This is a genomic window from Vibrio gazogenes (assembly GCF_002196515.1).
Lineage (GTDB): Bacteria > Pseudomonadota > Gammaproteobacteria > Enterobacterales > Vibrionaceae > Vibrio > Vibrio gazogenes_A.
This window is the reverse complement of record NZ_CP018836.1, coordinates 170,321-184,126: the sequence shown is the minus strand read 5'-3', so window position 1 is coordinate 184,126 and position 13,806 is coordinate 170,321. Positions and strand designations below refer to the sequence as shown.

General features: G+C 42.8%; 11 protein-coding genes. 2 read left to right on the top strand and 9 right to left on the bottom strand.

Annotated elements, in window-relative coordinates:
* Positions 1 to 14: 14 nt before the first annotated feature.
* From BSQ33_RS16515 to BSQ33_RS16485, 7 genes are all read right to left on the bottom strand, one after another.
* Complete coding sequence (locus BSQ33_RS16515; protein ID WP_021019202.1) at positions 15 to 911, bottom strand: carbohydrate ABC transporter permease; 897 nt, start codon at positions 909 to 911, stop codon at positions 15 to 17.
* A 1-nt stretch (position 912) separates the two neighbouring features.
* Positions 913 to 1,899, bottom strand: coding sequence for a carbohydrate ABC transporter permease (locus BSQ33_RS16510; protein ID WP_021019201.1), 987 nt, complete (start codon positions 1,897 to 1,899; stop codon positions 913 to 915).
* A 60-nt stretch (positions 1,900 to 1,959) separates the two neighbouring features.
* Positions 1,960 to 3,213 (bottom strand): ABC transporter substrate-binding protein, encoded by a 1,254-nt coding sequence (locus BSQ33_RS16505; protein ID WP_021019200.1) that lies wholly within the window; start codon positions 3,211 to 3,213, stop codon positions 1,960 to 1,962.
* An 18-nt stretch (positions 3,214 to 3,231) separates the two neighbouring features.
* Positions 3,232 to 4,239, bottom strand: coding sequence for a LacI family DNA-binding transcriptional regulator (locus BSQ33_RS16500; protein ID WP_088134700.1), 1,008 nt, complete (start codon positions 4,237 to 4,239; stop codon positions 3,232 to 3,234).
* A 246-nt stretch (positions 4,240 to 4,485) separates the two neighbouring features.
* Positions 4,486 to 6,480, bottom strand: coding sequence for a methyl-accepting chemotaxis protein (locus BSQ33_RS16495; RefSeq protein WP_198298216.1), 1,995 nt, complete (start codon positions 6,478 to 6,480; stop codon positions 4,486 to 4,488).
* A 456-nt stretch (positions 6,481 to 6,936) separates the two neighbouring features.
* Positions 6,937 to 8,133: an acetate/propionate family kinase gene (locus BSQ33_RS16490; RefSeq protein ID WP_021019197.1), complete on the bottom strand. Its 1,197-nt coding sequence runs from the start codon at positions 8,131 to 8,133 to the stop codon at positions 6,937 to 6,939.
* Between the two features lie 195 nt (positions 8,134 to 8,328).
* Positions 8,329 to 8,826 (bottom strand): flavodoxin, encoded by a 498-nt coding sequence (locus BSQ33_RS16485; RefSeq protein ID WP_088134698.1) that lies wholly within the window; start codon positions 8,824 to 8,826, stop codon positions 8,329 to 8,331.
* A gap of 239 nt (positions 8,827 to 9,065) precedes the next feature.
* Here BSQ33_RS16485 and BSQ33_RS16480 point away from each other — a divergent pair, with 239 nt between their 5' ends.
* Both BSQ33_RS16480 and BSQ33_RS16475 read left to right on the top strand, forming a co-directional pair.
* Entirely contained in the window at positions 9,066 to 9,542 is a 477-nt protein-coding gene (locus tag BSQ33_RS16480; RefSeq protein WP_021019195.1) for a CreA family protein, read from the top strand.
* A 199-nt stretch (positions 9,543 to 9,741) separates the two neighbouring features.
* Positions 9,742 to 11,487: an EAL domain-containing protein gene (locus BSQ33_RS16475; RefSeq protein WP_021019194.1), complete on the top strand. Its 1,746-nt coding sequence runs from the start codon at positions 9,742 to 9,744 to the stop codon at positions 11,485 to 11,487.
* A gap of 123 nt (positions 11,488 to 11,610) precedes the next feature.
* Here BSQ33_RS16475 and gcvT read toward each other — a convergent pair whose 3' ends face one another.
* Together gcvT and BSQ33_RS16465 are read right to left on the bottom strand one after the other, a co-directional pair.
* Positions 11,611 to 12,747, bottom strand: coding sequence for a glycine cleavage system aminomethyltransferase GcvT (gcvT, locus tag BSQ33_RS16470; RefSeq protein ID WP_088134697.1), 1,137 nt, complete (start codon positions 12,745 to 12,747; stop codon positions 11,611 to 11,613).
* Positions 12,748 to 12,854: 107 nt separating this feature from the next.
* The gene (locus tag BSQ33_RS16465) at positions 12,855 to 13,478 is read right to left on the bottom strand and encodes a helix-turn-helix domain-containing protein (protein ID WP_021019192.1); all 624 of its coding nucleotides are present in this window, start codon (positions 13,476 to 13,478) and stop codon (positions 12,855 to 12,857) included.
* Positions 13,479 to 13,806 lie beyond the last annotated feature (328 nt).

Here is a 13,806-nt window from a genome sequence, read left to right as displayed (position 1 = left end):
TAACCTTTAAAATCTTAACCTTTCACTGCACCGGACGTGAGCCCGCTAATCATCTGTTTAGACGCAAACAAGTAAGTCACGACGAGAGGCAGAATCGAAATTGTTGTCCCCAACATCACCGCACCCCAAGGGGTATTCGGGATCCCCTGCACACTACGGAGCGCCTGAGTGATGACGTAATTTTCAGGTGTTGTCAGTACCACCAAAGGCTGCATAAACATGTTCCAGAAGAAGACAAACTGAACGATTGCTAATGTTGCCAAAGCCGGTTTCATCAACGGCAAGACCACACTCCAATAAGTTCGCAACTGACCGGCACCATCAAGTTTCGCCGCTTCTAACAACTCTTTCGGCACTGATGCCACGATATGTTGACGCATCAGAAAAATCCCGAAGGGGGTGGTCGTAAACGGTAGCCATACCGCAATGTGGTTATCTAACAAACCAAGAAACTTAATAATCATGAAATAAGGAATCAGGCTCAGCACTGGCGGAATCATCATTGAGCCGACGAGCATGCCGAACATGAGCTTCTTCCCTTTAAACTGAAACACACCAAACGCATAGCCGCCCATGCTACAAAAGAGCAGCGATATCGCAGTGCCGAGGAAGGCAACATAAATCGAATTAAACATCGCCTGCCAAAATGGCATGATTTCTTGCAGCTTGGCATAGTTGATCGCCAAGCTATCTCCAATCGCAAAACTAATCCCCGAGCCAAAGATTTCAGTCCGGTCACGGGTGGATAACAGCGCTGACCAAACAAACGGGAAAACCGTCACAATTGCCGAAACAATTAAAATAAATGCTAAGACAATCATGAATAATTTGGTCATTACTGCGATAGTCGTATCACTCGGTTTTAAAGCATTCAGGCCCGAAGGTTTTGTCTCTAATGAGTTCGTCAACATTTTATTGTTCCCCCAGTCCTTTCTTGCCGAAGAAGAAAAATTGAATCAAAGTACATGTCGCAATCAGCGCAAACAGCAGCCATGAAATTGCAGAAGCGGTGCCCATTTCTAACCATTCCCAGCCCACTTTGTAGAGATACATTGAAATCGTTAAACCTGACTGACCGGTACCACCCGTACCACGGGTCAGAACAAATGGTTCTTCAAACAACTGTAAGTTGCCGATAATCGTCATGGTGACGGCAAAGAAGATAAAAGGACGAATCATCGGCAGTGAGATGCTCCAGAAACGACGGATAGCATTGGCACCATCCATTCGGGCCGCTTCTAAAATATCTTTCGGGATCGTCATCAGGCCGGTGGTATATAAAACAATATTGAAACCGGTATATTTCCAGAACACCATAATCGCGATGGATGGTTTCACCATAGTTGCATCATCAAGCCAGCGGATCGGCTGGAATTGATTGACCCACGCAAAAGCCCAGCCAAATAAAGAACTATCAGCCAGTGAAGTCAGCGTCTGATTAATAATGCCTGAATGGGGCGAATACATATTAAAAAAGATCAGAGACGCTGCGACGGTAGAAGTAATGTAAGGCAGAAAATAAGCAGACGTTAACCAATGGCGGAGTCGATCTGCCATTGAGACCAAAATATAAGCGACCGGGATCGCGATCAGATGCTGTGCGACACCAGAAGTAATCGCGAGCCAAAATGTGTTTTCGAGTGAACGCCAAAGCCACGGGTCGGTTAACGCGATTGAATAGTTTTCAAACCCGACAAACTTCATCGCCTCTAAACCTTCAACAGGGTTCCATGCGTGAAATGAAAGATAAACTGAAAAAACTAGCGGAAAGACGCCAAACACCGAAAAAATACATAAGAACGGGAATAAAAAACCATAGGGTGTAAGCGCTTTCAAATATCGACTAAAAAAACGCTCATCCGATGGGCTTCTACTTTCATCTCTTGACGAATGCTTCATAATTACAACCTCTTTACAAGGAAGTCAGATGACTTCCTTGTATACATACAAATACATGAATTAAAGATTACGAGTACGACGTTTAATTAAACGCTCAGCTTCTTTTAAAGCAGTTTTGATGTCTTTATTTTCATCAAGCACTTCCATCAGTGCATTTTCGAAAATAATTGAGCGAGCAATATGATCGCCTTTTGACGGTTGAACCGGTTTGATATGTCGCGCGACATCAGCAAATAACAACCGAGCTTGTTGACCACCCAGAAAATCAATTTTCTCTTTAAACATGTCATCATCGTATGTGGTGACGTTGGCAGGGAAGGCAGCAATCGTTGCAAAGTGCTTCAACTGGATGGCACGGTTGGTCGTCATATACTTAATCAACTCCCACGCTTCATCCTGATGTTTAGATTGTTTAGGAATGGACAAGAACGAACCACCCCAACTACCGTAAATGCCATCCGGTAAATGCGAGACCGCCCATTTGCCTGATGTTTCCGGTGCGATCCAGTTCTGTAAATGGCCAAGTAACCAAGCGCCTGACAATTGGGTCGCAAAAGTCCCTTTACGGAAGCCTTCATACCATTCATTTGACCAAGCCAGAATTCGACCATCTAACCCTTTGTCACGAATTTCTTTGGCCACTTGAAATGCATGTACAAAACGCTCAGAGGTGACGAGCGAATGGCCGTCTTTATCAAAATAAATCCCGTCCCCTTCGGGAACCGTGGTGAAAATAATAGTTTGGGCGACATCAGCCGCAGAAGGAATTAACTGAACACCCATTTTTTTGAGTTTTTCACCCGCAGCAATGTATGAGTCCCAGCTTTTGATCACATCATCAACTTTGAGTCCGGCTTTTTTAAAAATATCGGTACGGTAATACATCACACCCGGACCTAAATCCATCGGCATACCATAGATATCACCATCGCTGCCTTTTCCTTGCGACCAGGCATAAGGTGCGAAACGGTCTTGGTACTGATCGGCACCATATTTTTTAGACAGATCAACCAAACCACCGGAAGCGACGAATGGGCCGATCTTCTCGACATCCACAACAATCACATCACCGGCACCCGAGCCTGTTGCTAGGTTGGTGGTGAGCTTGGTGTGATGGTCACCATGGTTATTCATGAGGGTATCAACATGAATCCCTGTCTTTTTCTCGAAATCAGGCAATATCACTTTCAGGCTGCTATCAAAATCCGGGAAACCATCAAAGCGAATACGCTTATCCGCATCCGCAGAAAAAGAAGGCGCAGACACGATTCCCATCAGAACAACCGAGGTGAGTGTTAAGGCTTTTATTTTCATCATTTATCCTTAAATAACTTATAGGGTATTTATTACGTTCTTGACTGAATCTCTAATGACTAGAGAAGGTACAAGTTTAAGATTCACATCAGATTTATTTTTATTGAGTTTATGAATCGCGAGTTTTACTGCTTCTTTGCTCATTTGCTCAATCGGAAAATCAATGGTTGTTAATCCCGGTGTGAGATAACGGGCAAAAAGAATATTGTCAAAGCCAACTAACGAAATATCATCAGGAACAGACAGTCCGACCGATACCAGCACTTCACGTGCTCCGAATGCCATATGATCATTCGCGGCAAATACAGCCGAAAACGGACATCCGCGATTGAGCAGTTTTTTCATAGAGCTCATCCCTGTTTCTTCGGTAAACCCAGCTTCAGAAACCAACATTTCGTTATATTCCAGCCCGGCATTTTCCAACGCCTTTCTATAACCTTGCAAGCGGCCTCTTGCATCAGATTTATTCAACGGCCCTGTAATGCAAGCTATATGTTTATGTCCCATTTTGATCAAATATTGTGTCGCAAGTAAACCACCAGCTTCATTATCGATATCAATGCAACTGGTCACCATTTCAGGAACGACCCGATTAATCAAAATAATCGGCAACCCGCGTTCTTCTAACATGATTAAATAATCATCATCGAGTTGTTGTGTATGAAGAATAAGCGCATCAACCCGGCGGCCTAAAAGAAATTCAACGGCATCTTTCTGGCTTTGCTCAGTATTTGCCCCTGCGGTAATAACCGCATGATAACCGAGCTGACGTAACTGTCCTTCAATACTTTGTAATATCCCTGAATAAAACGGACCACCCAATTCGGGGACAACAATACCAATACTTTCTGTACGGCTAGAAGCCAATGCTTGAGCAATAGAGTTGGGACGATAACCCAATTCTTTAATGGCTCTTTCAACTTTTAACTGTTTTTCCCGACTGACTCGGGTCGACCCATTGATAACTCTGGAAACGGTTGCTTGTGATACACCTGCACGTTCTGATACATGTTTAATCGTGACCAAATGAACCTCTGCTTGAAATCGCTTACAACTGGAGTATTCAAGATTATTGGCCACTTAAGCGTGACATTAATCACGGTAAACCTGAAATTTATTTAGTGATTAAGAAAAAATTGAAAAGCTTTGCAGTTTTCTAATAAGTCATGAAATCATTTCACATCATTACGGTTGCTATCATTCATGGCATAAAAACCCTTACATATTCAATGTATTTATTTTATTCACATTGAATACTAATTGAATTGCTTATCATAATTTAAACGAGGATGTGAGTTCAGATTGATATTCTGCCATTTGTTCTAATGCCTTACTCTGCTCTGCTAAATTTTCAGACCGAATCATATTTTGATGAGACAATGTCTGGATCTTATTAATATTTTCTTTGACTTGAATTGCAGCAAACTGATGCTGTTTCGTCGATGCTGATATTTTATGACTACGCTCTTCAATTTTATTCAGATTAATATGCACTTCATTTAAAGAGGCATCGACATCCTGAGTTTGCATGATACAGTTTTCCATATCATCGACACATTCTGATATTTGTTTCACCGCTAAGACTGAGCTTTGTTGTAGCTGTTCAATTTTTGATTGTATTTCTTGAGTACTTGCTGTGGTTTTTTCAGCTAACCCTCTCACTTCATCTGCAACCACAGAAAAACCCCGGCCTTGTTCTCCGGCTCTTGCCGCCTCAATCGCTGCATTCAAAGCCAGCAGATTCGTTTGTGAAGAAATATTAGAAATAATGTCCAGAATTGACTCGATACCGGTACAGTAACTTTCCAACTGATATATCGTTTGGGTCGAATCTCTCAAACGCTGAGATAAATGATTCAATAGCTCAACATTTTTCTGCATCAATACCTGCCCTGAATTCGAACCGTTCACAGCAATGGTTGCGATAGATAACGTCTCACTGACCGACTCTGAAATATCGTTCACTGTGTACTCAATTTCTTCCATTGCTGTGGCCGTCAATGCGGTTTGTGAGGTTTGTTCTGCAATAGCCAGACTGAGTTCTTCACTAGTCTGTTGATTATCGAGAGAAGCATGGTTGAGTTGCTTCGCTGTCGAGCGCATTTGATGAATGATATGGGATAAATCATCGATAACCAGATTCACCGCCTTAGACAACATGCCAAATTCATTATTAGTTTGATAATTGACACGTGAACTGAGATCTTTTTCTGCAACCTGACCAAGTACGCGTTGCAGACGTCTGCTTGGTCTGCGAATCATGGTCGCGATCACAATGCCGATCAAGAGTGCAATTACGACTGACGCAACCGATAATACCGCCAGTGTAATCACGGATTCCTTCGCCTGCTCTGTTGACTCAGCATAGCGTTGCTCTGCGATTTGAGTTGCATAGGTTGAAAAATCATCAATATGTTTCAATTGTGCATCAATATCTAATTTGACGTTATCTTGCTGTTCGGTCAGTTGGTCATACAGTTCAACCGTCGCAATATGCTTTGAGACAGCCCCGTCAGCAGAGAAGGCCTGCTGCTCCAGTCGTTTCAGTGGTGCTTCACTTTGACGAAAGAATGTAGGCGAAGCAGACTGGAACGTTGCAATCGCTTTATCTAGGCGCGTTTTCCGTATTTTAAAACGCCGCTCTAATGCACGCGTCTCAATCACATCTTGTAAGGAAAAGGCTTCATTGACTTCACCAACCAGTAAGCCGATTTGGGTGAGCAGTGCTTCAATCGACTGACGAGCATCAGGCTGATTTTCTGCGGCAAGATTTTCTAACAAATTATTATTAATTTGCATAATGAGCGATTGCAGTAATGCCCGTTGTTTGACATTTTTATCTTTCATTTCCAGATATTTTTTATACCCATCTAACGTCATATTAATATCTTGAAAGGTCTTCACCGCTGTTGATTCTATTTTCTCGATAAACGCGCCAATACGATTATCGGGGTCAGGAAGCGCCTTAAACCATGCGAGTTTGGTCTGGAAATCTTGCATCGATTGATGGATGGACTTGCTTAAAGGTTCTAAATCTTCTGGGTATAGCGTTGATAGATATGACATCATGCTACGATCAATATTCAAATAGTTGATCGTCAATTCACCCGAACGTAATATGAATGGTGCTGATTGTTTCAACATAAATTCCATATTGGCAGAAACTTTATGATTACTATTTAATAATGCACCCGCTGAAATTAACATGGTTAGAATAATAGTAAAAAACCCCAGATAAACTCTAGATACAATTAAATTAAGGTTCATATTACAGCTCTTCAATATCACATGAGTAAAAAAAAGGCACTCGCGTGCCTTAAAATTCATTAGAATAAAACAGTCTTGAAAAAAACTCGCCAAGTGAATTTATTTTAAATCACTTGACTATTGAAAATATTAAACAATGAAACATCTGAAAACATCGTTAGAATTCACATTAATCTATAAAATTCAACATAATTCAGACAAGCCATTAGAATTCAAACAGTTATAAAAACTAACTTAATGATATTGCACGAGGAAAGTTGATAATAGTCACAAAAAATTATGCTATTTCTGGGATGGACTATCTAATATTTGCAAAGATTTTCATGTTTTTGAATATATTTCATAAAAATAATTGCACGCTGTCCATACCTTACGGTTGGTCCGCAAACGAGTACAAAAAAAGCCAACCTCATCAAAGGTTGGCCGACAATACTTGAATCAATAAATTCAGGAAGATTAATCTAACAATGCAACTGCCTGTTTGACAATCACCAATTCTTCGTTGGTTGGAATCACCAGCGCAACAGTATTGAACATTTCAGAGCGAGCAATCACACCAGACTGACCAAATCGAGCCGCTTCATTACCGGCTTCATCTTCCACGAATCCGAACACCCGCAAAGCATTCAAAATTTCGCGCCGAACCGGCAGTGCGTTTTCACCAATTCCGCCAGTAAATATAATCGCATCAACACGCTGAAGCGGAATCATATACGAAGCAATATATTTTGCAGCGCGATAGGTAAACACGTCAAAAGCAAGTTTGGCATCTTCATTGCCCTGCTCCATGGCTTCTAACACGCCACGAACATCGGAAGTAAAGCCGGATACACCCAAGAAGCCTGACTTTTTATATAAGGTGTCAAACACTTGGTCTTGTGACCAGCCTTTCTTTAATAAAAACTCAATTACAGCCGGATCGATGTCACCACAGCGCGTCCCCATCATCAATCCAGCCTGCGGGGTGAATCCCATCGACGTATCAACACACTTCCCGTTTTGAATCGCACAGACCGATGCCCCATTCCCCAGATGAACAGAAATAACATTGGTGTGATTGATATCTTTATCCAGCATTTTTGCCGCTTCACGGCTGACATAATAATGGCTGGTGCCATGGAAACCATAACGGCGAATCGCATATTTATCATATAGCTCCGTCGGAATCGCATATCTGTAGGCTTTGGGTGGCATGGTTTGGTGAAACGCAGTATCAAACACAGCAAACTGAGGGAGCGAAGGGAATGCTTTCATCGCGGCACGAATGCCTTTGCCATGGGCGAGATTATGTAGAGGTGCCAATTCAGCTAGTTGCTCAATTTCGTCAACGACTTGTTCATTGATTCGAACCGTCGAAGTGAATTTTTCACCCCCATGAACAATCCGGTGTCCGGCGGCAATGATTTGGTCACTCAATCCAAGTGAATCTATCAGTTTGACAATCCGATCAACCGCATGTTGGTGATGATTATCAGGATAATCGATCATCTCCTCAGTTTTTTCACCCTGATATTTCCAGCTGATAACCGCCTCGGGTAACCCGAAACACTCACCTAATCCACTAACAATAGCTTCACCGTTTTGTGTATCAATCACTGCAAATTTAAGGGATGAACTACCTGAATTAACGACCAACACATACGAGTTCGACATAGGTTTTATCCTGTATTCAAATGAATATAGAAGCAAATGCTTCGCCTAACAATCAACGCTTCCATTATTCAACATTTTTTGAATGTTTCAACTTTATTTTATTTTGTAACCAATCTTAAGCCATTCTTTTATGATCGAGGACAAGAAATAATTTATTTTCGAACTCAAAATATATGACTTTCTCAGGCAACACGTCTATGCCTGTAACTCAACACGACAAGCGTAGGCGGCCGTATCCACTTGGCTGTGCTGTAAAATCTGATATGCAAAATCAAGCGGAACATCGTAAGCGGAACAAGTCTCCACAATGACTAAATCCGACACCAGCACATCGGTTGCTGTCTGAGTTAAAATCCCGGCGGCAACGGGTTGGCCCTGTTCAAAACCAAGATACAATTCACAGGGCGGAGAATAGATGATTTGTGTAAAAAACTCGATAATGGCTTCTTTTTCTGACGAAGCATGGTATTGCGAGGCTTGGAGTTGAGCAAACATGACCGTTAAACGATGGAAATCAACGTGATATACATCCTGAGGCATCAACGCCGTCACCGTCTTTAATTCGATATCTTGGTATACGCATTGCTGAACCGATGCCAGATAAAGATCACGACCCGCTAAACTTTGGGGCGTTGGATATGCAACATCAACTTGAGCCGATAACCACTGGTTTTTTATTTGTGCAATATTCATAAAACCCTATCATTTCAATATCAGGGAGATGCACCATCTTACTCGAATCTGTACCGAAAAGGGGATAAAAGTGGTGTCCATGTTGATCTCGTCGCGCCCCCCTCAACAATGAGCATCATCATTTCACGGTGGTATCCGGACACCATACCCACGCGAATCCCTTTCCCTGCTTACTTTATTTGGGAATCACCGAATATCTTGATATGATGTCATACTCATTTGACGGCTGGAAACCAAGCATGAGACTCAAGAATATATTCATCGCATCACTCCTTTCTCTGGGCCTTACCGCCTGTGATAACAGCGAAGTGGGTGATGTCAGTTTAGGTTTATTTACAACCCAAGATATCAAAATCAATCAACTCATTGATCCTATCGTGACCGGTGTCACTTGTCATATTGCCAGCATTGAAGCTGATCTCAGCTTATCAGACCCATCAGACTCATCGATTGCCTGCCGACAAACGGGAGAAATTACGCCTGCAATGATCGCAAAAATTGATAAGTCCGATTCAGGTGAAGTGATTTTCAAAAAGTCCAAAAGTATTTTCTTTAAGTCAATGAAAATGCGAAGAATCTATGATTCGAAGACACAAACGTTGATCTATGTTTCTTACTCAACCAAAGAGACTTCGGGCAGCTTCAAACACAGTATATCAACGGTCCCACTATGGGGGACAAAAGCCTATCAAATGTCGCCGGAATCAGACCAGTAAGACAAGCCGAAATATGAGGAATAACACTGTGCAAGTGACTTGTAGATAATGAAAATATGTAACAAACTTCACGCTTTTCTTCATCCTGACAGGATAGCTCGATCATTGATTCTTATTGATATCAATGAAACCGGTATGACCCATTTAGATAAATAATATTGATGAGCATATAGACTGGCGTCAAGGAGCCTTCAATTTCATGCAAAAAGACTTGGGGGAAGCGGTGTTGCAAGTTCAGCCGCCCAACAATGAATATAAAACACGCCTCATTCATATTTTCGATGTGTTTAATGAGGGAATATTCCATATGGATGCAGAAGGCTTGCTGACATTCTACAACCCTGATTTTTATGTCCAGTTTGGTATTCAGTCTCCCACGATTCATGCCTCCGCATGGTATGCGCTTGTTCACCCTGACGATCAGGAATTATTGATTAACCGAGTCAACGCGCATATCGATAAGTTTGAACAACGGATACTCAATCAATATCGGGTAAGAAAAACTGACGGAGATTACTTATGGATCGAAGGGAGTGCGGTCTGTTTGACCGAGCGCGGTGAAACTTACATCGTCGGGAGTCACCGAGACATCTCTGATAAAAAAATGATGGAAACCTATCTCAAGGAAGCCGCTTTTTATGATGATAGTTCTGCCCTATTCAATCTCAGAAAACTCCTGTTAGATCTGGATTTACTCGTTCAATCATCAGACAACGTCTTTTCAGTCATTTACATCCGAATTCATGAGTTGCAATCCTACTTGATCGAATACGGTTCCGATCTCCTCAAAAATGTCATCACCAATGTCAAATCAGCAGCTCAAGTCTTTCCTCAAGATCATGCAACACTTTATCGAGTGAGTTTGGATACCTACGCAGTACTATTCAGAGATGCGGTGTCACATACTTCTCTCAAAATGATGTGTACTCAATTCGTGCACCGTTATCAGACTTGCATGACACAACAAAATACCCTCTTTGCCAACGGTATGAGCCTTGGAATTTACCCTGATTGTGACCATCAGCTGGAAAGTGAAGAAATCCTGAGCATTGCTTTTAGAACGTGCGCGTTCGCCAGTGAACAAAGTCAGTCTCAGATCGAATTGTATGAAGGTCATACGCAACAGAAAGTCGATCGCTACTTTTATATTGAAAGCGGTTTAAAATGTGCGCTAAGAAACAAAAGTCTGTCCGTCAAATATCAACCCATCATTGATACCACGACAGGAAAAGTCTCCAGTTTCGAAGCGTTAGTCAGATGGCCCACTAAAGATTACGGTAACATTTATCCGGATGAGTTCATCCCCGTGGCTGAAAATAAAGGGCTCATTGTTGAGTTAGGTTATCAAGTCTTTGAAAAGGCGTGCCAATTCATCAATCACTATAACACCATGAACCAAACTTCCGTTCGGGTAAACGTCAATGTCTCGGTATTACAGTTATTGAACAGTAACTTTCCCGATGAGATGTTACGCATTACCTCAGAAGCCGGACTGACCCCAGGGACAATTATTCTCGAATTAACTGAAACCGTGATTCTCGATGAACATAAATATGCGCTTCAACAAATCAACCGACTCAATGAGCTTGGTTTTTTATTGTCTCTGGATGATTTTGGGGCAGGTTTTAGCTCTATCCACAGCTTTTTTGACCTACCATTTGATCAAATCAAGATAGACCGATACTTCTCAATGAAGACCATGAAAAATGATAATTCTTGCCAGTTTCTGGAATTTTTAATCAAATTATGTCGGAAAGAGCAGATCAGTGTCGTCATTGAAGGCATTGAAGACAGTAAAATGTTACACCAATTCCACGCGATGGGGGCCTCTCACCTGCAAGGTTACTGGTTTGCAAAGCCTTTATCGATTGCAGCAGCCATGTACTACAACCCATCCGGCGTGATGGGGATGCCAGTCTTAACACAGGACGACCAACAACTTTGATCTCCGTCGTTCCGGCAAAAAACACCGTATCTTGATGACAATCAATGCCACATGACTTGTGTCTAAAACAGGGAAACACCTGACGTATTCCCCCATTTCAATTGTAATTTCAATGCAATAAAATCACTTGCCCCGATAATAACGTTGAGGCACAAACGGCATTTTGGTCACCGTCATCGGCAGCATCTTACCACGCACCTCCGCGTAAATTTCAGTGCCGAGCGAGGCACTCTCACGAACAATATATCCCATCGAAACAGGCTGTCCGGCCGTTGGCCCTGACGTGCCGCTGGTCACAATACCAATCTCTTGCCCTTGCTGGTTAAATAATACCGTGCCTTCCCGAACCGGTGCTTTGGTTTGTCCAACCAACCCGACACGCTTGCGTTTTGCTGATTGCTGATCAATCTGCTCCAGAATCACAGCGGCCCCGGGAAATCCACCGGCTCTGGCACCGCCACTTCGTCGAACCGGACTGATTGCCCAGACTAAACTGGCTTCCACAGGCGTCGTCGTCTCATCCAAGTCATGACCATAAAGACACAAACCGCATTCCAGCCGTAGCGAATCACGAGCCCCAAGACCAATCGGAGCAACCTCATCGAATGTCAGAAGATGATGGGCCAGTCGTTCCGCCTGATCGGCCGGAACAGAAATTTCATAACCATCTTCACCGGTATAGCCACTACGACTCACAATACATTCGATATCCAACAACGACACACGACGAACATCCATAAAATGCATGTCTGCCACTACCGGAGCCAGTTGTGATAATACGCTGACAGCCAGAGGCCCTTGCAATGCCAGTAGTGCCTGATCATTCATCTCTTCCAAAATCAGATCCGCAGGCAAATGCTGTTTTAGATGCGCAATATCCTGCTGTTTACAGGCAGCATTGATGACCACAAACAGACAATCACCTAAATTGGCGATCATTAAATCATCAAGGATCCCACCATTTTCATTCGTCAAAAAACCATACCGCTGTTTACCGACCGGCAGATCAACAATATCGACAGGCACCAGTGATTCCAGCGCCAATGCAGCCCCCTCGCCCTTTAGGCAAATCTGTCCCATGTGGGAAACATCGAACAGACCGGCAGCAGCACGGGTGTGTAAATGTTCTTTCTTTACCCCTAAAGGATACTGAACCGGCATTTCATAACCGGCAAATGGTACCATCTTTGCACCAAACTCTTGATGTAAAGCATACAACGGCGTTCTTAACAGCGACTGGTTCTCTTGTTCAGATGACATGTGGCTCTCCCTTTTCATACATCCGGTTTGCCCGATAAAGCAGACTTTCATTGGGTATGTTAATTAAGTTTCCTATACGAAACTTAATTAACATACGTTCAGATTGATTATTTTGCCGTGACCCATAAAATCAGCGCATCAGAATCGCTGACAGACGTTAATACATGCCCCATGTTGGCATCATAGTAAACACTGTCACCCACATTCAGGGTTATCGGTTCATAAAACTCGGTATACAGCATCACCGAGCCTTCAAGCACCAGCAGAAACTCTTCACCATCGTGCCGAACCCAATCCCCATATTCCTCAAACACTCTTGCCCGGACCCGAGTCTTAAACGGAGTCATCTTCTTCCCTGATAACTGAGTCGCCAGCAATTCATGTTCATATGTGGAGGTCGGATGCGGTTTCCCCTGCTCTGCCAGAGTGATATCTCTGCGCCCCGTCGCCACAACTTTCTTCGGTGGTTCAAATAGTTGTGGCATCCCGATATCTAAGCCATGTGCTAATTTTTGCATCGCCTGAAACGTCGGCGAAATTTGCTCATTCTCAATTTTACTCAGCGTCGACCTCGCCAATCCGGTCTTTTGACTGGCTTCTTCTAACGTTAAACCGAGTTCAAGACGAATATCTTTAATACGCTGCCCTAATCGAAGCGGGTCGATATTATTTTCCTGAGATTCCTGCGTTAAAATTAAGGCAGGATTATCATCCAGCGTACTTTTTCCCATAGTGTCTCCTCGAGTAAACCTCAATGACCGTTCCCACAGGAACCGAGTCATCGCTATCAATATTGTTGCCTTCAGGTGCGATGGTTTCCCATTCACATGATGGTCTCGGTCTCTGGTAAATCTCACCGAAACGACATCTGATGACGACTTGCTTACATACTAGCAAGAAAACTAGTTTCCTATAAGAAATTTTTATTGCTTACTATTCTCTCAACAGGTAATGTTAGCCACATATGATCCGGATTTTTACAGAGATGACTTATTTTTACAGAGACGACTTAGTAACATCATCCAAATTGGCTACGCTATGGGAAGAGTCGGACACCCG

Bases quoted from the DNA above. Each gene is read 5' to 3' on its own strand.
- BSQ33_RS16515 (WP_021019202.1), bottom strand. From the start codon at position 911: ATGTTGACGAACTCATTAGAGACAAAACCTTCGGGCCTGAATGCTTTA.
- BSQ33_RS16510 (WP_021019201.1), bottom strand. From the start codon at position 1,899: ATGAAGCATTCGTCAAGAGATGAAAGTAGAAGCCCATCGGATGAGCGT.
- BSQ33_RS16505 (WP_021019200.1), bottom strand. From the start codon at position 3,213: ATGAAAATAAAAGCCTTAACACTCACCTCGGTTGTTCTGATGGGAATC.
- BSQ33_RS16495 (WP_198298216.1), bottom strand. From the start codon at position 6,480: ATGAACCTTAATTTAATTGTATCTAGAGTTTATCTGGGGTTTTTTACT.
- BSQ33_RS16490 (WP_021019197.1), bottom strand. From the start codon at position 8,133: ATGTCGAACTCGTATGTGTTGGTCGTTAATTCAGGTAGTTCATCCCTT.
- BSQ33_RS16485 (WP_088134698.1), bottom strand. From the start codon at position 8,826: ATGAATATTGCACAAATAAAAAACCAGTGGTTATCGGCTCAAGTTGAT.
- BSQ33_RS16480 (WP_021019195.1), top strand. From the start codon at position 9,066: ATGAGACTCAAGAATATATTCATCGCATCACTCCTTTCTCTGGGCCTT.
- BSQ33_RS16475 (WP_021019194.1), top strand. From the start codon at position 9,742: ATGCAAAAAGACTTGGGGGAAGCGGTGTTGCAAGTTCAGCCGCCCAAC.
- gcvT (WP_088134697.1), bottom strand. From the start codon at position 12,747: ATGTCATCTGAACAAGAGAACCAGTCGCTGTTAAGAACGCCGTTGTAT.
- BSQ33_RS16465 (WP_021019192.1), bottom strand. From the start codon at position 13,478: ATGGGAAAAAGTACGCTGGATGATAATCCTGCCTTAATTTTAACGCAG.